This is a genomic window from Mesorhizobium sp. (assembly GCF_965229135.1).
Classification (GTDB): domain Bacteria; phylum Pseudomonadota; class Alphaproteobacteria; order Rhizobiales; family Rhizobiaceae; genus Mesorhizobium.
This window is the reverse complement of the sequence record NZ_OZ245860.1, coordinates 2,983,386-3,001,729: the sequence shown is the minus strand read 5'-3', so window position 1 is coordinate 3,001,729 and position 18,344 is coordinate 2,983,386. Positions and strand designations below refer to the sequence as shown.

Genomic DNA, 18,344 nt, shown 5'->3' with positions numbered 1-18,344 from the left:
AACACATACAGCGGGATCGTGCTACCTGACGGCGAAGTCGTGTCGATTGACATAGGTGCGAAATGCACCGCGCTGGGACATTCGGGTGCGAGCGCCGCGAAGTGCTGAAATCCTCGCACGAATGCTGGTTGATGGCTGCGGCGCGGACGTTTCTACCTTGAACACCGACGCAAGCTCGGGAAAACGCTCCAGGAGATCGACATAGGACTGTCGAAAGCGCCATCCCCACGGCGGAACGGCTGCCTTCCATGGCTTGGCCGGCCCGGTGAAATGGATGATCTTCGGCGCGACAATCGTGTGGCAGCGAAGGCCGGCATACGCATTGTGGAAGTTATAGGCCGGCGAGAGCGGTTCGACATTCTGCTGAAACACCGCGTTGAGCGCGCTCTGGTCATGTCGAATGAATGCTTCGCTGTTGCGAAAGAAGGCGTCCAGAGCCTTCGGTCCGTAGACCGCCCAGGTATCCCGGCGGCATGCGAGCACGCCGGCATTGAAATAGCTGTCGCGGGTGGCTCCGCCGAGCGAATCGAAATAGCCCGCCGGATTGACCCCCAGCCTGTCGTCGGGATCGAACCAGGCGCTGCCTCTGCCAGCCGCGATCCAGCCGTCACGGACGCGATGCCGCACGAGCGGCGCAATGTCGCCGACAATTTGGATGTCACCATCCAGATAGACGATGTTTTGATACGTGGGCCCCAGATGCGGGGCGATGACCAGTCGTGCCAATGACGTGACCGGTACGTGGTTCTTGGCGAATGCCACGCCATCCGGTGGCAGATAGGATTTGTCGGGCAGCGCGATGAAGGATATCGCCCGGCCCGTGCCGTTCTGCAGTGTTTCGATCAGGGCGGCATCGACGCCTGCCGTGTAGATGAGGATGTCGGCCAGCGCGTCGATGCCTTGCGCGACAAGTTGGAGCGCAGCCAGCAGCGACGGACCAAGATATCCGTTGTCGGTCACAAAAATGACCGCGGTGTCATGCTGGCTCGCGCCGGTCATGCCCACCGCCCAAGCAGGCTTGAGCTCCTGCCTGCCAGCAGCCGCTTGAACAGGGCGATCATTTCGGTTTCGGGGCCTTCGGGTCGTCGCTTGAAATGCCACTGCAGCAATTGCGCTCCGATGAAGGCGATCGCCCCAACGGCGATCTGCGAAGCGAGGTTCAAGACCAGCTCCCACGTGTCGCTGCCGGATGGAAGCACCGCACGGGAACCGAGCACGGCCACGACCATGATACCGGCACTTGTCAGGCTGCGCAGGTTGGGACGCAATTGCGCGAGGTAGCCGATGCCGGTGAGCTGCCGGACGACCTGGAGATTGAAGAAGATGCCGATGACGCCCGCTACCGCGCGCGCGATGGCCACCCCGGCGAGTCCGCCAAGCCAAAGCCCCACGACGACGGAAGGGACGCGCAGGAGGAATGCCTGGACGTCACGCTTGAAGAGCAATCGCGTGTCTCCTGTCGCCATGGCAAGCGGCTGCGCGAGGCTTCCCAGGGTTTGCAGGGCGAACACGGAGGACAGCGCCTGGATCACGATCACGGCGGGCAGCCACTTGTCCGTCATCGCCAGCCGGACCAGGGGTTCGGCGATCAGCGCCATGCCGACACCCACCGGCAAGGCGATCATCGTGACCAGCGCTTGTGACGATTGATAGACCTTCTCCAGGCCGCCATCGTCGCGGTTCTTCACATGGGCGAACGCGGGAAACAGCACGGAGGTCAAGGGAGCGATGGCCTCACGCGTCGGCATGGCCGCAAGATTGTCGCCCACGGAATAATAGCCAAGCGGGGTCTTGCCGAGGAAGGCGCCGATCAGCAGGTGGTCGAACCGCCAGTTCAGCGTGTTGATGGCCTGTGCAAGCGTGAGCCAGATGGAATAGCCGAACATCTCGCGCCAGTGCCTGAGGCCTGGCTTTGGCCTGAAGGGCGCGACGACATAGGAAATGACCAGGCCGGTGAAGTCCGACGCCAATGTTCCCGCGACAAGCGCCCAGTAGCTTCTGAAGGTGAATGCGAACACCGCCGCCACGATCAGCCCGACAAGCTTCTGGGAAACCTCGATCAGGAATTGTTGCCAGAACACCAGGCCACGTGTGAGCAGTATACGACGCGGGCTGCCGAGCCCTCCTATCAGTGTCGAAATGGCCAGGGCCGCCAGCACCGGCGGCAGGCGCGGTTCGGCGAAGGCCGATTCAGCCGGTATCGCGACGACCATGAGCATGACGGCAACGGCCGCGGCTCGCATGGCGCTCAGCGTCCATGCCGTGTCGAGATGTTCCTTGGTGGGATTTGGATGATGGATGAGCACAGCGCCGATGGAAATTTCGGTGACTGAATTCAAGATGGCGAGCACGGTCAGGCCAAGCGCCACGATTCCGAAGTCGCCGGGTGTCAGCAGGCGCGCCAGGACAAGCGTGCTCACCAGGCCGAGAAGGTTGGTAATGAGGCGGGCCGCCGTGATCCACGCCGCGCCCTTGGCCAGTCTTCCCTTGATTCCGTCCACGCGCCGGCGCCTCCAGTGCACTCAGAACCGACACATCCCCGCCCGCGATCGATCTCCGATCAATGTCCGGTGCGACAGTTTTTATTCTCCGGCGGCTCGGGGTGCAAGCTTTTATGCCGCAGTGCAGCATAAAATCAGATTCAGCTATTGTGCACTGCGGTCAATGGGGCAAGATTGGGAAGGGCGGCGGACAAAAAAGGATCGACTCCTGATGATGCAACAGGAATGGCGAGACGACACGCCACGCGAGAGCCGAACGAGCGAAGACCTTCGAATTGCCTTGCAGGACCGGATCAAGGAGGTCTTGCTGCCGCTGATCTCCGGGCGCGCCGAGCGTATCCACCTTATCGACCCACCGGATCACCCAAACGTCGGCGACTGCGCTATCCTGTTGGGTGAATTGGATTTTTTCAAGCGCGAGCTGCCAGACAGCAAGGTGGGATTCCATGACTGGAGCACCTATAGCCCGCTATCCGCCCGGCACATCGAGCGGGCATCCGTTTTGCTTATGCATGGTGGCGGCAATTTCGGCGACATATGGCCCCATCACCATCAGTTTCGCCTGAAGATACTGCGGCGCTTCTCCAGACAGCCGACGATCCAACTGGCCCAAAGCATCCATTTCGACTCGCCAGAGGCGTTGCGGGAGACGCGTGACGCCATCGCGGCGCACTCGGATTTCACATTGCTGGCGCGTGACACAAAAAGTGAAGCCTTCGCCCGCGCGAACTTCGATTGCCGCGTGGTGCTGTGCCCGGACATGGCCTTCGCCATGGACAGGATCGTCCGCAAGCCCGCGACGGTCGATGCGTTCTGCCTGTTGCGCACTGACAAGGAAGCGGTGGCGCCGCATGAGGGCATCAAGAAGCAGTTGAACCAGATGGACCTGTCCGCGGAAGCGGGGGACTGGATGGATGATCCCAGAAACGCCGCGCGATTGTCGGACATATTGTTCTCAAAGCTCACAAGCAAATTCCCGGCCGCCTATCCGTTCCTGGCGCCCCCGGCGTTTGCCGCACGCCGGTACTACGCGGAGGCCCGGCTGAGGGTGGGGATCGATCTCTTGAGCCGCGGGCGTATCGTGGTCACCGATCGATTGCATGCCCATATCCTGAGTACGCTTCTGGGAATCCCGAACGTGGTTTTCAGGTCGTTCGACGCCAAGGCCGCCGCTTTCTACGAGACATGGACGCATGCGGCGGACATATGCCGGCTGGCGGATGATCCCTCCGACATGGTCCAGGCTGTCCAAGCCGTGATGCCGCCGAAATGAGCCAGGTCGTTGGTATCCCGGATCCAGGTTCTCCGCCACGCTACGCGGCGGTGATCCGCGCATATCAATGCACGCCGCTCCTGCTCGAGGTCGTGGAAGCGCTGCGAAGGCAAACCGCGCCCCCGACGCGATTGATCATCGTGGATTCGTCGCTCGACCCGCGGGTATCGGGTGCGTTTGAAAAGCTCGGCGCCGATGTCGTCACCTACCCCGCAGAGGAGTTCAATTTCTCCAAGGCCATCAATCTCGGTGTCGAGGCCAACGACCAGCCTCTCACGCTCATCATCAGCAGCCACATGCTCATTCACGCGCCCGACCTGATAGCGAAAGGGTGGCAAGCGGCGCTGAGTGGGGGCATGGACATAGTCTACTGGAGGCACCCGCCATACAAGGACGCGCCGCACGAGTGCCGCCATGTCATGACCAGCCGCAACTTCGACGGCAGGAACGGCCTGTCCAACACCATGGCCATGATCCCCACGCAATTGTTGCGAGAACGGCCCTTCCGGGAGGAGGTCTTCTCCGCCGAGGATCAGGAGTGGACACGTTACTATTTCGCGTCGCGCCGTCGCGCGATGTTGCGCATCGACACCAGGGATGTCAGCTACAACAATCCCAATCATAACGCCGGGACGTGGAGCGAGACCAAGCTCCTGCGAGAGGAGTTGGCGATTGGCTATTTCGTCAACCGGCGGCTGCTGTTGCCGGACAGGATCGTCATCCGCTTCCTGCGCGGCGTCCTGGCCACCGTGCGCCGTCGGCCGGAGAAGGCCCGGGTCCATTTTGGCTTTGCCTGGGCAATGACCAAGGCGAACTTCAAGCAACCAAACGCGAAATCCAGATATTTCTGACGGCATCGCCGTGCAGCCGCGGCAAATCGAACGGACATGAGGGGGGTCAAAAGCGAGAGACGACGGAGATCCTGAATGATTGCATTTCTTGTCCTGGTTCACGACCATCCCAGACAGGCGCTGGCGCTTGTGGAAAGCCTTCGATCGCCGCAGGCCCGCACGTTCATTCACGTCGACGCCAAGACCGATATCGGGCCGTTCCAGCAATGCGCCGAGGCGGGAGCCATTCTTATTGAGGAACGCAAGAACGTGCATTGGGGGGGCTTTTCACAGGTGCGCGCCACGTTGGCTCTCATACGGGCAGCCCTGCGGCATGAGATATCCTTCACGCATTTCGCGCTGCTGAGCGGCAGCGATTACCCGATCGCGACGGCGGACGCCATTGCGGGCTATGCGGCCACGCAGGATCGGGAGTTCATCGACGCTGAGCCGGTGGAGGAGGGCCCCGACAGCCTGCCATGGCAGCGTATGCTCAAATACCAGTTGGAAGGCGGCTGGCGGGGCGCCGGCCTGCGCGGGCGCATCATCCGCGAGCTCAACGCCCACATCCTGTCCCGCCTTCCCGACCGCGATGTCCGTGCCATAGCCGGGCCGATCGACTTCTATCGTGGTGGTGCATACTGGATTCTGACACGGGAAGCGGTCGAGGACATCTTCAGCTTCTCGCAGAAGCATAAATCCATCGTCCGGCTGCTATCGCACAGCGTCTGCTCCGACGAAACGTTCTTCCACACCGCCGTCAAGGCGGGCCCACGCGCCGCCCGTGTCGCGGGCACCTCAACCTATTCGCAATGGCTTCCCGGCAGCAGCGGACCCTCTGTCGTCGACGACGGCCTTGTCGATATCGTGACCGCGCCGGGCTTCCATCTCGACGGTGGAGGAGGGGGCGCGCGCCCCGCGCTTTTCGTGCGCAAATTGAACGGCGACGATGACCATATCCGGGCACGGCTGGATCATTACCGAACGGCGCGTGTCCTTCCCACGGAACGTCTTCCTCACATGGAAGGGTGACTTTTGGGACGGCTGACTTGTGGGCGCGCGAAATTGGCGCGGTTTGTTCGAGGTAAGGAGTGACGATGAAGCCCCCCGTTGATGAATCCATCAACATCGTATGCGTTTCGGACACGAACTATGCGCCGCATCTGGTGACATTGTTGAAGTCGGTTGAATCAAATTCCGCCGCTGGCGACAGGTTCAAGGTGCATATCATCCATGATGCCATTGGCCACGACCTGCAAAAGCTGGTGTCGGCTGAACTGGGCAAGATGGACGTTCGTTGGTACTCGATTGTTGGCCACGACGCGCTGACACTGCCTCCGCTCCTGCAGATCAGCCGCGCCACCTATCTGCGCCTGATCATGGACGAGGTTCTCGATGAAACGATATCCCGGCTGATATACCTGGATATCGATATGGTCGTGACCGGCAGCCTGAAAGAGCTTTGGACCTGCGAACTGGGCGACTGCGTTTGTGCGGCGGTTCCTGATCCCGGCGTGGATATCGAGGGGTTCGCCGGGAAGCATGGCCTTGGCCTTCCCGGCCAGTATTTCAACGCGGGCGTCATGGTGTTCGATATGCCGCGCGCCCGTGCCGATGGAACCCTGAGCCGCGCATTGAATCTGCTGCTGGAGGATCCATCAAGGTTTGAATATGCCGATCAGGACGCTCTGAACGTTGTCTTGTGGGGCAAGTGGCAGCAGGTGGACGCGACCTGGAACTTCCAGAGGGAATTCATGTACGACAATCTCGCTGCGTGGCGCTCCATGTCGAAGGATCGCAACACGGTGCCGAAGATCATCCATTTTACGGAAAGCGTTAAGCCGTGGAAGGCCGGGGAGTGGCATCCGTTCGCCTGGCTCTACTGGAAGTATCTGCTCCGGTCCCGGTTTGCCGGCGATGTCATGCGAAAAGGCAACATCAGGTACCGAGACCTACTCAAGATGCGGCTCAAATACCTGCTCAAGAAGCCGAAACTGGCTCGAGGTTCCACAAGGTCATAGGGCCGGCGTCGCGTTTCTTTCGATGAAGCAGGCCGCGATTTTCAGCTCCGATGGCGATTTCGGACAAGCGACACCACATAGTTCAGCCGGGCATGGGAGAGCGTTGAAAGCACGACAATATACACAAGCCCCGATGCCGGCACTTCAGCGCCGATGCGTGCGAGCAGGGATGCTCCGCTCAGGTGCCAGTTCATCACCGCGATGGACGCGACCATCAAAGCGGAAGCTGCCGCCGGCGCCACAAACTGGCTCATGTATTTTGCCGGCGAAATACCCGTCAGCTTCGTGACCATTGCTATCGGCACGGGCCAGCTGACCAAGGTCTTTAAGGCGATTGCCGAGGTGATCGCCAGAACGCCATGGCGATAGAACAGCAGCACGACCGCGATGTTGGAGAGCTGTGACCCGAGTTGATACCAGAACCACCAGTCGCTTTTGCCCTGGCTGGTGACCAGGGCGCTCTGCAGGCTTCCGATACAGCCAAGAAGGCTGATGACGCAGAAGACCTGTATCGGTGCGACCGCTTCCGCCCAATGCGCACCGAAGAACTCGGGGATCGCGTCCGCCGCGATGGCCGCGAGGCCGACAAAGGCGGGGAAGGAGATGGCCGCCGAGGCGAATGTCCCGAGCAGGAAAGCATCGTTCAGCTTCTGCCGCTCGTTTTGAAGCGATGACAGCAGCGTGTAGGAGACGCCGCCAAGCGCCCCGGCGATGACGTCGTTGAGCATGGAACAGACGCGCTTGGCGAAATTGAACACGCCAAGAGACGCAGGGCCGACAAGCGCCCCGATGATGATCTGGTCGACGCTCATCATCTGGAGAAAACGGCTGCCGGACGCGAAAAGACCATAACGCGCAAGATCCAGCACCGACTGTACGCGAATGTCCAGGCCTGGCCGCCAGCCGGCGCTCCAGAATGCCGCCACGCAGGCGACGACGGAGATCAGCAGCTGCGAGACCGCCAGCGCCCACAGCCCGTACCCCATGATCAGCATCACAACGCACAGGATACCGGAGGCAATCGCGGCGACTGTCGTCCTCATTGCGGTCAGCCCGAACGACATCGACCGTGTGATCAGGGCGTTGGGCACGGCGGCGGCAAGGTCGAAAATCACGCGACATCCCAGCAGCCGCAGCAGGTTGACGATCTCAGGCTGGTTGACGAAGCTGGCGATTGGCCCCGCCAATACGAACAGCAACAGATAGATGATTGTCGCCGAGCCGATGCAAAGCCAGAACGTGGTGTCGAGGTGCGTCTTCTGGAGAGCCGAGCGTTGAACGACGGCATCGCCGAAGCCGCCCGGCGCAAATGCGCTTGCCAGTGCGGCGAGCCCGCCCGCCAGCGCGACCAGGCCGAAATCGGCGGGCAGCAGATAGCGCGAGCTCATGACGAAGACGAGACTGCCGGCAATGGTCGGGACGGCCGCGTTCACGGTTGACCACAACACACCGCGCACGGCGGCAATCGAACGACGTGACGACAGATGCGCGTAGGCGATATCGTTCATTGCTGATTTCCATGGCGAGTGCCGCGTGCGCGGTTGGTCGCGGCACGATGGCTAAAAAGATGCTGGAGAAAGCCTCGGCTTTGACGGCGCCCAAAAAGCCGGAGCTCGACCTTGTCCACGCAAACGCAAGACCTGTTCGCCATCCGGCAACCCTCTGTTCGGGTTGGGCTTCAGAACATCAGTCGTGACTTTCTTGGCGTGGATAAATCCACGAACTCATGCCTCGCGACGGAACGCGATCACGATTCCTCAAGCCCGATGCCCTGCCCCAATCCCGCCCAACGTGTAGGCTGATTTCATGCTGCGGTGCAATATGCATAATCGCTAAATTTTGTGTCGATTGATAATGGAGGGGCTGTCAGGCGCGTGGATAGTCCAGGAGCGGGCCTTTGAGGCGGTGAAACCGCAGGAAATAGCGGCCAGGGGAATGATCCGGCAGGCCCCGTGGACGTTACCCACACATGGATCGACGTTTTTTGCTACACTGCACCAAAAATGTTGCGATGCAGCAAGAGCTGTACTAGCATCCTGGTGGGTGGGCCAACAGCGGTCGAGTTTATATGCTGCATGTCTTGTACCTCGTGCATGATGTTTCCGACCCGGCCGTGCGCCGGCGGATCATAATGCTCAGGGCGGGTGGGGCCCGGGTAACGCTCGCGGGCTTCCGCCGCACCGTCAATCCTGTTTCGGATGTCGAGGGATTGCGGCCGATCGATCTTGGCGCGACGCGCGATGGCCGATTCGGCCAACGCATGGCCGCGGTGGCGAAGGCGGCTGTTTCGATCGGCTCGAAGCTTGCAACCATGTCCAGGCCCGACCTGATCATCGCGCGCAATCTGGAAATGCTGGCGCTGGCCAGGCGCGCCAGATCCGCTTTCCAGGCAACGGTGCCGATCGTCTACGAATGCCTCGACATTCATCGGCTCGTGCTTCGCGATGATTTCCTGGGCAAGGCGCTCCGTGGGACGGAACGTTATCTGGCCAGGGACGTGAAACTGCTTGTGACCAGTTCGCCGGCCTTCATAGCCAACTATTTCAAGCCCTTCGGCCAGATCGCGGCCCCCGTTGAACTGCTCGAGAACAAGTATTTCGAAGCCTCGGCTGTTCTGGCGGATGATTTTGCGTCGGCCGAAGACGCGGTCGCTCCGCCGTGGCGGATCGGATGGTTCGGCGCGCTTCGCTGCCGCCGTTCGCTTGAACTCCTGGCCGAATTCTCGCGCCGGCTCGAAGGGCGTTTCGAGATCATTTTGAGAGGGCGCCCGGCACTGTCCGAATTTCCGGACTTCCACGCCTTCGTCGAATCCGAACCGTGGCTTTCGTTTCGTGGTCCGTACCGCAATCCCGAGGACATGGCGGCGATCTACCGGGAAGTTCATTTCTCCTGGGCGATCGATTTCTTCGAGGATGGCCAGAACTCCCAATGGCTGCTTCCGAACCGGCTTTATGAAGGCTGCCGCTTCGGCGCCGTGCCGATCTCGATGGGCGACACCGAAACCGGGCGCTTCCTGAAGCAGCAGGACATCGGCGTTTTGCTGTCCGAGGCGACGCCCGATGCACTGGAAACACTGCTTGGCAAGATGGACGAGCATCGTTTCGGGATGCTCAAGGCACGTGTCCTTGCCCGCAATCCGCGTACGTGGAGCCACGATCGCAACGATTGCAGGGCTCTGGTCGACAAACTCCGAGGGCTGGCCGCAACGCCCGAGCCTCTCGTCGCCGAAGCGCTGGCTTAGCGTGGTCAAGAGTGGATATGGGCGGATGACGCAAACCGAAACGCTTCCATCCAGCCTGATCGTGATTCCCTGCCTCAACGAAGCGGCCCATATCGGTGCGCTGCTGCGGCAGCTTCAGCCCGCGGCGACAAGGCTTGGCGCCAGCATCGTGGTTGCCGATGGCGGCAGCACGGACGGCACGCTGGCGATCGTGGAGAAGGTTGCCGGCGAGGATCCGAAAGTCATCCTGCTGCACAATGAAAAGCGCATCCAGAGCGCGGCCATCAATCTTGCGGTCGCCACATTTGGCGACCGCGCGGAATATCTCATCCGCATCGATGCGCATGGCGGCTACCCCGCGGATTACTGCGACCGGCTGGTCGAGGAGGCAATCGCCACCGGGGCCGATTCGGTAGTCGTTTCCATGCTGACCAGCGGCAGTGGCGCGGTTCAGAGAGCCGCGGCGGCTGCGCAGAACTCGAAGCTCGGAACCGGCGGCTCCAAGCACCGCCACATGTCAGGCGGCGAATGGATCGATCACGGCCACCACGCGTTGATGCGCGTAGCGGCCTTCAAGGCCGTCGGCGGTTACGACGAGACGTTCAGCCACAATGAGGATGCCGAGCTTGATTACCGCCTGCGCCAGGCTGGCTACCGGATCTGGATGAGCGGCAAGACGCAGATGGTCTACTATCCTCGCTCCTCCCTGAAGGGCCTCTTTTTCCAATATCTCGGCTATGGCCGTGGCCGTGCCAAGAATGTCCTCAAGCACCGTGTGATCCCGAAGGTCCGGCAGATGGTGCCCCTCATGGTGTTTCCGGTGGTGCTGCTCGCGGCTTTCTCCTTCGTGCATTGGGTGGCCGCCGTGCCGCTCCTGCTGTGGGCGTCGGTCTGTCTCGGCTATGGCCTCCTGACCGCCATCCGCCAGCGCAATCCAAACATCGCACTTGCCGGTGTTTCGGCGATGGTCATGCATTTTGGCTGGTCTGTCGGCTTCTGGCTGCAACTGCTAGGCCTTGGGACCCGGCGCGGGGTGGCGTGATGGACGCGACCTCCAATACGCGCGGCATCGACGTTTGCGTCTGCACGTTCCGGCGTCCGGAACTGGCCGACACGCTTCGGTCGATCGCCGCGACGGACATGCCTCAAGGGTTTGATGTCCGCGTCATCGTCGCCGACAATGACGAGACGCCGACAGCGGAGCCGCTGGTGACGGCGCTGGCGAAGGAATTGAAGCTGACGGTCGCCTACCGGCATGCGCCTGCGCGCAACATCTCGATCGCCCGCAATGCCTGCCTGGATGCAAGCACGGCGGATTTTGTCGCCTTCATCGATGATGATGAGACGGCGTCGCCGCAATGGCTCGTCGAACTTGTAGCCGCGGCTGAAGCCGATGGCGCCACCGTGGTGCTCGGACCGGTGCGGGCTCTTTACGGACCCGATGCGCCCCGCTGGATGAGCAAGGGCGATTTCCACTCGACCTTGCCGGTCTGGGTCGCCGGCGAGATTCGCACCGGCTACACATGCAATGTCCTGCTTCGCATGGGCGATGAAAGCCTTCGCGGCCGCCGCTTCAGCCTGGCGCGTGGCCAGACCGGGGGCGAGGACACCGAATTCTTCGATCAGATGGTCAAGGCCGGCGGCTGGATTACGTTCGCGCCGGAAGCCTGGGTGGATGAGGTGGTGCCTCCGGCCAGGGCTGCGTTCGACTGGCTTGGCCGCCGCCGCTTCCGCGTCGGACAGACACATGGCCACCTCTTGGGACGCAACGCGAGAGGCCTTGCGCTGGTCAAGGAAGTCGGGCTTGCCTCGGCAAAGGCCGCCTTTTGTTTCGCAGCGGCCATTCCGGTCGCCATCAGTCCGGTTCGCAGGAATCGCAGCGTGCTGCGCGGCATCATGCATGCCGGCGTCGTCAGCGGTCTCGTCGGCGTTCGTGAACTGCGCCTCTATGGCCAGCCAACGCCGCGGCAAGGGGGCAATCGTGCAGCCTGACGTCAGCTTCGTCATCGCGGCATACAATGCCGAACGGACGCTCGACAGGGCGGTCGCGAGCGCCATGGACCAGAAGGGCGTCAGCGTCGAGATCATCATCGTCGACGACCAGTCCAGCGACATGACGCTCGACGTGGCGAATTCCTATCCGAGCGACATTGTGCGGGTCATCGCCCTCCAGCAGAACCGCGGCCCCGGCGGGGCCAGGAATGCGGGCCTCGACGCTGCCCGTGGCAGATGGATCGCGGTTCTCGATTCCGACGATGCGATCTATCCCGAACGCATGTACACGATGATCGCGCGCGCTGAAAAAGCCGGCGCTGAGATCGCCGTCGACAACATCCAGGTCATCAGCGAGGACGGCACCCCGGAAGCAACGATGTTTCCGGCCGAATATCTGCAAGGCCTGAAGGAAATTTCACTGGCCAGCTACATCGCCGGCAATGTGGTCTTCGAATCCAAGTTTAACCTCGGCTATCTCAAGCCGATCTTCCTGCGCAGTTTTCTGAACGAAAACGGGCTTCGCTATGATGAAAATTTGATCATCGGCGAAGACTACATCCTGCTGGCCGAGGCGCTCGCCAAGGGCGGGAAGTGCGTGGTCGAGCCGGCGACCGGCTACATCTACCACATCCGCACCGGCTCGATTTCCCGCGTGCTTGAAATTCATCATGTCGAGGCGATGCGCAAGGCGGATGCCGTATTCGCCGCGACTCATTCCATGGACGCCGAGGCCAAGGCCGCATTCGCGCGGCGCAGCCGCAGCCTGCGCAAGGCGGCGTCGTTCCTGTCTCTGGTTCAACACATCAAGGCGCGGTCCCCGCTCAAGGCGATCCGGACCGCGCTCAGTGATCCGGCTGCGGTCAGGCATATGAGCATGCCGATCGCCGTCCGGTTGCGGAGGGTCGCGGCGCAATTCGCCGTCGGCGCGGGGAGGTAAGGGGGTGGGCACATGAAATTGCTTCTTCATGGCTCGCAGCACGTTGAAATTGATCTCCTCAGAAGGAATTTGCGATGAAGAAAATCAGGAAGGCAGTCATTCCGGTCGCGGGGCTTGGAACACGGTTCCTGCCGGCGACCAAATCCATGCCGAAGGAGATGCTTCCCGTCGTCGACAGGCCCGTCGTGCAGTACGCGGTGGATGAAGCGTTCGAAGCCGGTATCGAGCACATCGTGTTCGTGACCGGCCGCAACAAGGCGGTCATCGAGGACTATTTCGACCTCCATCCTGAATTGATCGGGACCCTGGAGCAGACCGGCAAGAAAGCCCAGCTCGAGTCGCTGGAGAGCCTGCTTCCCGTTGCCGGCGCCACCAGTTTCATCCGCCAGCAATCGCCACAGGGTCTTGGCCACGCCGTATGGTGCGCGCGCGAGGTCATCGGCAACGAGCCCTTCGCACTGCTGTTGCCGGACATGGTGTCCTTCGGCGCACGCGGATGCCTCGCTGAAATCACCGATCTTTACGCCGAGACGGGCGGCAACGTCATTGCTGTCGAGCGCTGCGATCCGAGCGAGACCGGCAAATACGGCATCGTCGGCTGCGGTCCGGATGTAGGCGCGGGTTTCGAAGTCACGGCAATGGTCGAAAAGCCGGCTCCCGCCAACGCTCCGTCCAACTACTACATCAATGGCCGCTATATCCTGCAGCCCGAGATATTCACCCTGCTGGGCAATCAGCAGCGCGGCGCCGGCAACGAAATCCAGTTGACCGACGCCATGGTTCGCCTCTCCCAAAGCCAGGCCTTCTTCGCCCGGCCCTTCAATGGCCGCATGTTCGACTGTGGCTCCAAGGAAGGCTTCATCCAGGCCAACGTCGCCTTCGCGCTGGCGCGCGACGACATGAAGGGGCCTATCTTCGAGATGCTCCAGGAGTTCGTCCGGTCGCATGAACGCCGCGAGGAAGCCGCATAATGCCCTTTTTCTGGATGCATTCTCACGATGCCGGTGGCTCAGGAAACGCCTTTGCGTTTGGTCGCTCAGAAATAGCCCGGGCTGGCATGAAGTTTGCCTCGCATACTTTGCCCCCGATCTTCGAGGCCTAGCGCCTGCAACCTAGAATTGGACCGAAGATGAACTATGCCAACTTTCCTCTCGACAAGAGGATGCCATTGCCGAATTCGGATGCGGGAGACGGCGAAGACTTCATCGACATCGAGCGCCTGCTTGGCATGGCCGCGCGGCAGGCGAAGGTGGCTGCCGTATGTGCCATCATCGGTCTTTTTCTGGGGGTGCTCTATCTGCAGACCACGCCACCGAAATACGCGTCGTTCAGCAGCGTGCTGATCGACGAAGGGCTGAACAAGATTGTCGACGACATCTCGGCCGCGTCGGTGACCATGCAAACCGACTCCGCCATCCTCAGCCAGATTGAAATTCTGACATCGACGCGGCTCGCGGCGGTGGTCGTCGACAAGTTGAAGCTGGACCAGAACGACGCCTTCATGAACCCGCCGATGTCGGCCTTGGCGAAGGGCATGGGCTTTGTGCGCGGCCTGATCCAGTATGTGCATCCCGGTTCTCCCACGGTTGGAGGCACGGACATCACCAAGCTGGATGCGGCCACGCGCGACGCGCTGATTGCTTCGTCTCGCCGCGACTATGCCATCCTCAAGCTGCAGAGCGAGATACGGGCCGAACGCACCGGGCGAAGCTACGTGATCGCCATCGGCTATCAGTCGACGGATCCGGCGCTGGCAACCGCGATCACCAAGGCGTATGCCGACGCCTATCTTGCCGACCAGCTCGATGCCACCTTCGACGCCACCGAGCGCGCGGCGGTCTGGCTTCAGGGCCGGCTGACGGAGCTCCGCCAGAGTTCCCAAGCCGCGTCCCTCGCGGTTGAGAAGTTCAGGGCCGAGCATGGATTGGCCGCCAACAGCGACGGCCAGTTGATGAGCGACAAGCAATTGTCCGACATCAATGCCCAGCTGATCGTCGCACAGGCCGACACCGCGCGCGCCAGTGCCCGCTATCAGCAATACAAGTCGATTGTCGACAGCGGTTCCGAGAACGCCTTCAAGGATTCCGCCATATCGTCGGATCAGCCGAGCGGCTCCGTCATAGCGGGGCTCAAGACGCGCTATCTCGCCGTCGACAAACGGCTTCAGGACGTGGAAGCCAATTATGGCTCGCAGCATCCGCAGGCCGTCGCGCTGGCCAAGGAGAAAGCCGACATATCCGCGCAGATCTTTGGCGAATTGAAGCAACTGACAGAGAGCTATCGCAACGAATACGAAGTCGCCCTGGCACGTGAGACGGCGCTCAAGGCAAATGTCGCCTCGGCGGCCGGCCAGAGTTCCGCCGACAACCAGACGCAGGTCAAGTTGCGTGAACTGGATCAGCAGGCGACGGCACTCAGCACGCTCTATCAGACGTTCCTCAGCCGCTACGAGGAAGCCGCCCAACAGCGTTCCTTCCCGGTCGGCAAGATCCGCATCATTTCGGACGCCTCAATGCCGACGGGCGCGTCAAGCCCCCGTACCACCGTGGTCCTCGGCCTTTCCCTTGTGCTCGGCTTGCTGATGGGCGCTGGATTTGGCGGCCTGAATGAATTCAACGAACGCTTTTTCAGAACCGGCGAGGACGTCCGCGATCGCGTTGGCCTGAAATTCCTCGGCTATCTGCCGATGATCGGCGGCAAGCTGCGCAAGGACGAAAAGCCGGGTGAAGGCGAGCCGGACCCGAAGACCGCCAAATCAGCGTCCGCCGCCGAAAGGCGGGCGCGCATGCGGGTGAGCGTGGATGCCCCGGCATCGATGTTCTCAGAGACGTTGCGCAGCGCCAAGATCGCCTTCGATGTGGTGATGGAAGGTCACGGCAGCCGGGTCATCGGCGTGATCTCGGTGCTGCCTGGTGAGGGAAAGTCGACAGTCGCGGCCAATCTGGCGGGATTGCTTGCCGCCAACGGGTCGAAGACCCTGCTCATCGATGGCGACTTGCGCAACCCAGGTCTCAGCCGCGGACTTGGCATGGAGGCCGAGCAGGGCCTGATGGAAGCGGTCGTGAACGGACAGACCTGGCAGTCCGTTGGCAAGATCGATCGGCAGACCAAGCTGGCGATCATCCCCGCTGTCGCGCGCGGTCATTTCTCGCATACGAGCGAACTTCTCTCGTCGGCGGGAATGCGGCGTTTCATCGAGAACGCCAAGGAGACGTTCGAGTACATCGTCGTCGATCTGCCGCCATTGGGCCCGGTTGTCGACGCCAAGGCCTTCGCACCGCTTGTCGACGGCTTCGTGCTTGTCACCGAATGGGGGCGCACGCCGCGCAACATGGTGCAATCGATGTTGAGGTCGGAACCCTATATCGCCAACAAGATCGTCGGCGCCGTCCTGAACAAGGTGGATTTGAAGAAGCTGGCGAAATACGGCTCGATGGGCGGCTCGGAGAAATTCTTCGACAAATACTCGAGCTACTATCTGGAGAAGTCCGACGTGCGGGCAAAGGCGAACGTCTGAACGGGGCGGCCTCGGGATCATCGTCCCGAAGCCGTCGAGACTTCGCGGCTTTCCTACAATCCGATGCCACGCGCCTTCAGTGCTTGGGTGATTTCGTCGAGGATGATGGGGTCGTCGATGGTTGCCGGCATCGTCCAGGCTTCCTTGTCGGCGATCTTCTGCATCGTGCCGCGCAGGATCTTGCCCGAGCGGGTCTTGGGCAGGCGCTTGATGATCACCACCGTCTTGAAGGCGGCGACCGGCCCGATCCGCTCGCGCACCAGCGCGACCACCTCGCTCTCGATCGCGCCGCTGTCGCGGGCAACCCCGGCATAGAGCACGACGAAGCCGAGCGGCACTTGGCCCTTCATCGCGTCGGCGATGCCGATGACGGCGCATTCGGCGACATCGGGATGCGCGGCCAGAACCTCTTCCATGGCGCCGGTCGACAGCCGATGCCCCGCTACATTGATGATGTCGTCGGTGCGGGCCATGACGAACAGATAGCCGTCCTCGTCGACCAGGCCGGCATCGGCCGTCTTGTAGAAGCCGGGGAACTCTTCGAGATAGGCTTGGCGGAACCGGTCGTCGGCGTTCCACAATGTCGGCAGGCAGCCAGCCGGCAGCGGCAGCCTGACCACCACATTGCCCAGTGTGCCGCGCGGCACCTCATGGCCGGCATCGTCGAGCACGCGGATGTCGTAGCCGGGCATGGGCACGCCGGGTGAGCCGTATTTCACAGGCAGCAGGCCGAGCCCGGCGGGGTTGATTGTCATTGGCGAGCCGGTCTCGGTCTGCCACCAATGGTCGATCACCGGCACGTTCAATTTCTGCTCCGCCCATTTGATGGTGTCCGGATCGGCGCGCTCGCCGGCGAGGAACAGCGTGCGGAATTTCGAAAGATCGTGTTTTGGGACGAATTCGCCTCTGGGATCCTGTCCCTTGATGGCTCGAAAGGCTGTCGGTGCAGTGAACAGGGCGACGACGCCGTGTTCGGCGATCACCCGCCAGTAGGTACCTGCATCCGGCGTGCCGACCGGCTTGCCTTCGAACAGGATGCTGGTGCAGCCATGCAGAAGCGGCCCGTAGACGATGTAGGAATGCCCGACTACCCAGCCGACATCGGACGCCGCCCAGAACACTTCGCCCGGCTTGACGCCGAACTCGTTGTCCATTGTCCATTTCAGCGCGACCATGTGGCCGCCATTGTCGCGCACGATGCCCTTGGGCTGGCCGGTCGTGCCGGATGTGTAGATGATGTAGAGCGGATCGGTGGCAAGCACGGGGACGCAATCGACATTGGCGCCGGCCGCCCGTTCGCGCGCGACGGCATCGGCATAGTCGAAGTCGTAATGTTCCTTGAGTTCGCAGCGCAGCTGGTCGCGTTGCAGGATGAGGCAGGCCTCCGGCTTGTGGCGGGAAATCTCGATCGCCTTGTCGAGCAGCGGCTTGTAGGCAACGACGCGGCCCGGTTCCAGTCCGCAGGAGGCCGAGATGATCAGCTTTGGCCTGGCATCGTCGATGCGGGTGGCAAGCTCATGCGAGGCAAAGCCGCCGAATACGACGGAATGCACCGCGCCGATGCGGGCGCAGGCGAGCATGGCGATGGCAGCCTCGGCCACCATCGGCATGTAGATGATGACGCGGTCGCCCTTGCGGATGCCACGGTTCTTCAGCACCGAAGTCAGCGCGACGACCTCGCGCTTCAGTTCGGCATAGGTGAATTTCCTGACCGTTCCGGTGATGGCGCTGTCATGGATCAGAGCGATCTGGTCGGCGCGTCCGCGGCGACATGGCGGTCGATGGCGTTGAAGCAGGTGTTGCAGGTGGCCCCGGTAAACCAGCGTCCGTAGACGCCGGCCGCGGCATCGAACACCTTGTCGTAGGGTGAATACCAGTCGATGGCACGGGCCGCGTCCGCCCAGAACTTTTCCGGATCGCGTTTCCAGCCGTCATAGACCTCGTGATAGCGTGAAACCATCCGTTTCCTCCCCAGGAAGATTTGCCGTCTTGCCAATAGCCTATGCTGCTTTTTTCCGCGATGTCTTCCTGCATTTTCGTTGGAGGTGAG

General features: G+C 61.7%; 13 protein-coding genes and 1 pseudogene. 10 read left to right on the top strand and 4 right to left on the bottom strand.

Translation table 11 applies throughout. The features are described 5' to 3' along the window. Nucleotides 1-21: 21 nt before the first annotated feature. Nucleotides 22-999 carry a glycosyltransferase family 8 protein gene (locus tag ACO07C_RS14245; protein ID WP_421914799.1) on the bottom strand — a complete coding sequence of 326 codons (978 nt, stop codon included), beginning with the start codon at nucleotides 997-999 and terminating at the stop codon, nucleotides 22-24. After that, nucleotides 996-2,501 carry a lipopolysaccharide biosynthesis protein gene (locus tag ACO07C_RS14240; protein ID WP_421914798.1) on the bottom strand — a complete coding sequence of 502 codons (1,506 nt, stop codon included), beginning with the start codon at nucleotides 2,499-2,501 and terminating at the stop codon, nucleotides 996-998. The genes ACO07C_RS14245 and ACO07C_RS14240 overlap by 4 nt, the downstream gene beginning before the upstream one ends. A 121-nt stretch (nucleotides 2,502-2,622) precedes the next feature. Here ACO07C_RS14240 and ACO07C_RS14235 point away from each other — a divergent pair, with 121 nt between their 5' ends. The 4 genes from ACO07C_RS14235 to ACO07C_RS14220 all read left to right on the top strand — a co-directional run bounded on the left by ACO07C_RS14235 (nucleotide 2,623) and on the right by ACO07C_RS14220 (nucleotide 6,625). Beyond that, nucleotides 2,623-3,774 carry a polysaccharide pyruvyl transferase family protein gene (locus tag ACO07C_RS14235; protein WP_421914797.1) on the top strand — a complete coding sequence of 384 codons (1,152 nt, stop codon included), beginning with the start codon at nucleotides 2,623-2,625 and terminating at the stop codon, nucleotides 3,772-3,774. Beyond that, complete coding sequence (locus ACO07C_RS14230; RefSeq protein WP_421914796.1) at nucleotides 3,771-4,625, top strand: glycosyltransferase; 855 nt, start codon at nucleotides 3,771-3,773, stop codon at nucleotides 4,623-4,625. Before ACO07C_RS14235 ends, ACO07C_RS14230 begins: the two co-directional genes overlap by 4 nt. A gap of 75 nt (nucleotides 4,626-4,700) precedes the next feature. Then, nucleotides 4,701-5,636: a beta-1,6-N-acetylglucosaminyltransferase gene (locus tag ACO07C_RS14225; protein ID WP_421914795.1), complete on the top strand. Its 936-nt coding sequence runs from the start codon at nucleotides 4,701-4,703 to the stop codon at nucleotides 5,634-5,636. Nucleotides 5,637-5,701: 65 nt separating this feature from the next. Then, entirely contained in the window at nucleotides 5,702-6,625 is a 924-nt protein-coding gene (locus tag ACO07C_RS14220; RefSeq protein ID WP_421917527.1) for a glycosyltransferase family 8 protein, read from the top strand. A gap of 41 nt (nucleotides 6,626-6,666) precedes the next feature. Here the strand turns inward: ACO07C_RS14220 and ACO07C_RS14215 are convergent, their stop codons facing one another. Beyond that, nucleotides 6,667-8,133, bottom strand: a complete 1,467-nt coding sequence (locus ACO07C_RS14215; RefSeq protein WP_421914794.1) for a lipopolysaccharide biosynthesis protein — start codon at nucleotides 8,131-8,133, stop codon at nucleotides 6,667-6,669. Nucleotides 8,134-8,693: 560 nt separating this feature from the next. On the opposite strand from ACO07C_RS14215, the gene ACO07C_RS14210 reads away from it, so the two are divergent. From ACO07C_RS14210 to ACO07C_RS14185, 6 genes are all read left to right on the top strand, one after another. Next, nucleotides 8,694-9,866 carry a glycosyl transferase family 1 gene (locus ACO07C_RS14210; protein WP_421914793.1) on the top strand — a complete coding sequence of 391 codons (1,173 nt, stop codon included), beginning with the start codon at nucleotides 8,694-8,696 and terminating at the stop codon, nucleotides 9,864-9,866. A 25-nt stretch (nucleotides 9,867-9,891) separates the two neighbouring features. Beyond that, nucleotides 9,892-10,887, top strand: coding sequence for a glycosyltransferase family 2 protein (locus ACO07C_RS14205; RefSeq protein ID WP_421914792.1), 996 nt, complete (start codon nucleotides 9,892-9,894; stop codon nucleotides 10,885-10,887). Then, nucleotides 10,887-11,837, top strand: a complete 951-nt coding sequence (locus ACO07C_RS14200) for a glycosyltransferase family 2 protein (RefSeq protein WP_421914791.1) — start codon at nucleotides 10,887-10,889, stop codon at nucleotides 11,835-11,837. The genes ACO07C_RS14205 and ACO07C_RS14200 overlap by 1 nt, the downstream gene beginning before the upstream one ends. Beyond that, nucleotides 11,827-12,777, top strand: a complete 951-nt coding sequence (locus ACO07C_RS14195) for a glycosyltransferase family 2 protein (RefSeq protein WP_421914790.1) — start codon at nucleotides 11,827-11,829, stop codon at nucleotides 12,775-12,777. Before ACO07C_RS14200 ends, ACO07C_RS14195 begins: the two co-directional genes overlap by 11 nt. A gap of 74 nt (nucleotides 12,778-12,851) precedes the next feature. Then, nucleotides 12,852-13,748, top strand: coding sequence for a UTP--glucose-1-phosphate uridylyltransferase (locus tag ACO07C_RS14190; RefSeq protein WP_421914789.1), 897 nt, complete (start codon nucleotides 12,852-12,854; stop codon nucleotides 13,746-13,748). Nucleotides 13,749-13,906: 158 nt separating this feature from the next. Further along, complete coding sequence (locus tag ACO07C_RS14185; RefSeq protein ID WP_421914788.1) at nucleotides 13,907-16,294, top strand: polysaccharide biosynthesis tyrosine autokinase; 2,388 nt, start codon at nucleotides 13,907-13,909, stop codon at nucleotides 16,292-16,294. A 53-nt stretch (nucleotides 16,295-16,347) separates the two neighbouring features. On the opposite strand, the pseudogene ACO07C_RS14180 reads toward ACO07C_RS14185, so the two are convergent. Next, nucleotides 16,348-18,254, bottom strand: a pseudogene (locus ACO07C_RS14180) (propionyl-CoA synthetase). Nucleotides 18,255-18,344 lie beyond the last annotated feature (90 nt).

Excerpts from the sequence above, each read along its gene's own strand:
- ACO07C_RS14230 (WP_421914796.1), top strand. The coding sequence starts at position 3,771 with ATGAGCCAGGTCGTTGGTATCCCGGATCCAGGTTCTCCGCCACGCTAC.
- ACO07C_RS14245 (WP_421914799.1), bottom strand. The coding sequence starts at position 999 with ATGACCGGCGCGAGCCAGCATGACACCGCGGTCATTTTTGTGACCGAC.
- ACO07C_RS14210 (WP_421914793.1), top strand. The coding sequence starts at position 8,694 with ATGCTGCATGTCTTGTACCTCGTGCATGATGTTTCCGACCCGGCCGTG.
- ACO07C_RS14220 (WP_421917527.1), top strand. The coding sequence starts at position 5,702 with ATGAAGCCCCCCGTTGATGAATCCATCAACATCGTATGCGTTTCGGAC.
- ACO07C_RS14200 (WP_421914791.1), top strand. The coding sequence starts at position 10,887 with ATGGACGCGACCTCCAATACGCGCGGCATCGACGTTTGCGTCTGCACG.
- ACO07C_RS14215 (WP_421914794.1), bottom strand. The coding sequence starts at position 8,133 with ATGAACGATATCGCCTACGCGCATCTGTCGTCACGTCGTTCGATTGCC.
- ACO07C_RS14225 (WP_421914795.1), top strand. The coding sequence starts at position 4,701 with ATGATTGCATTTCTTGTCCTGGTTCACGACCATCCCAGACAGGCGCTG.
- ACO07C_RS14190 (WP_421914789.1), top strand. The coding sequence starts at position 12,852 with ATGAAGAAAATCAGGAAGGCAGTCATTCCGGTCGCGGGGCTTGGAACA.
- ACO07C_RS14205 (WP_421914792.1), top strand. The coding sequence starts at position 9,892 with ATGACGCAAACCGAAACGCTTCCATCCAGCCTGATCGTGATTCCCTGC.
- ACO07C_RS14185 (WP_421914788.1), top strand. The coding sequence starts at position 13,907 with ATGAACTATGCCAACTTTCCTCTCGACAAGAGGATGCCATTGCCGAAT.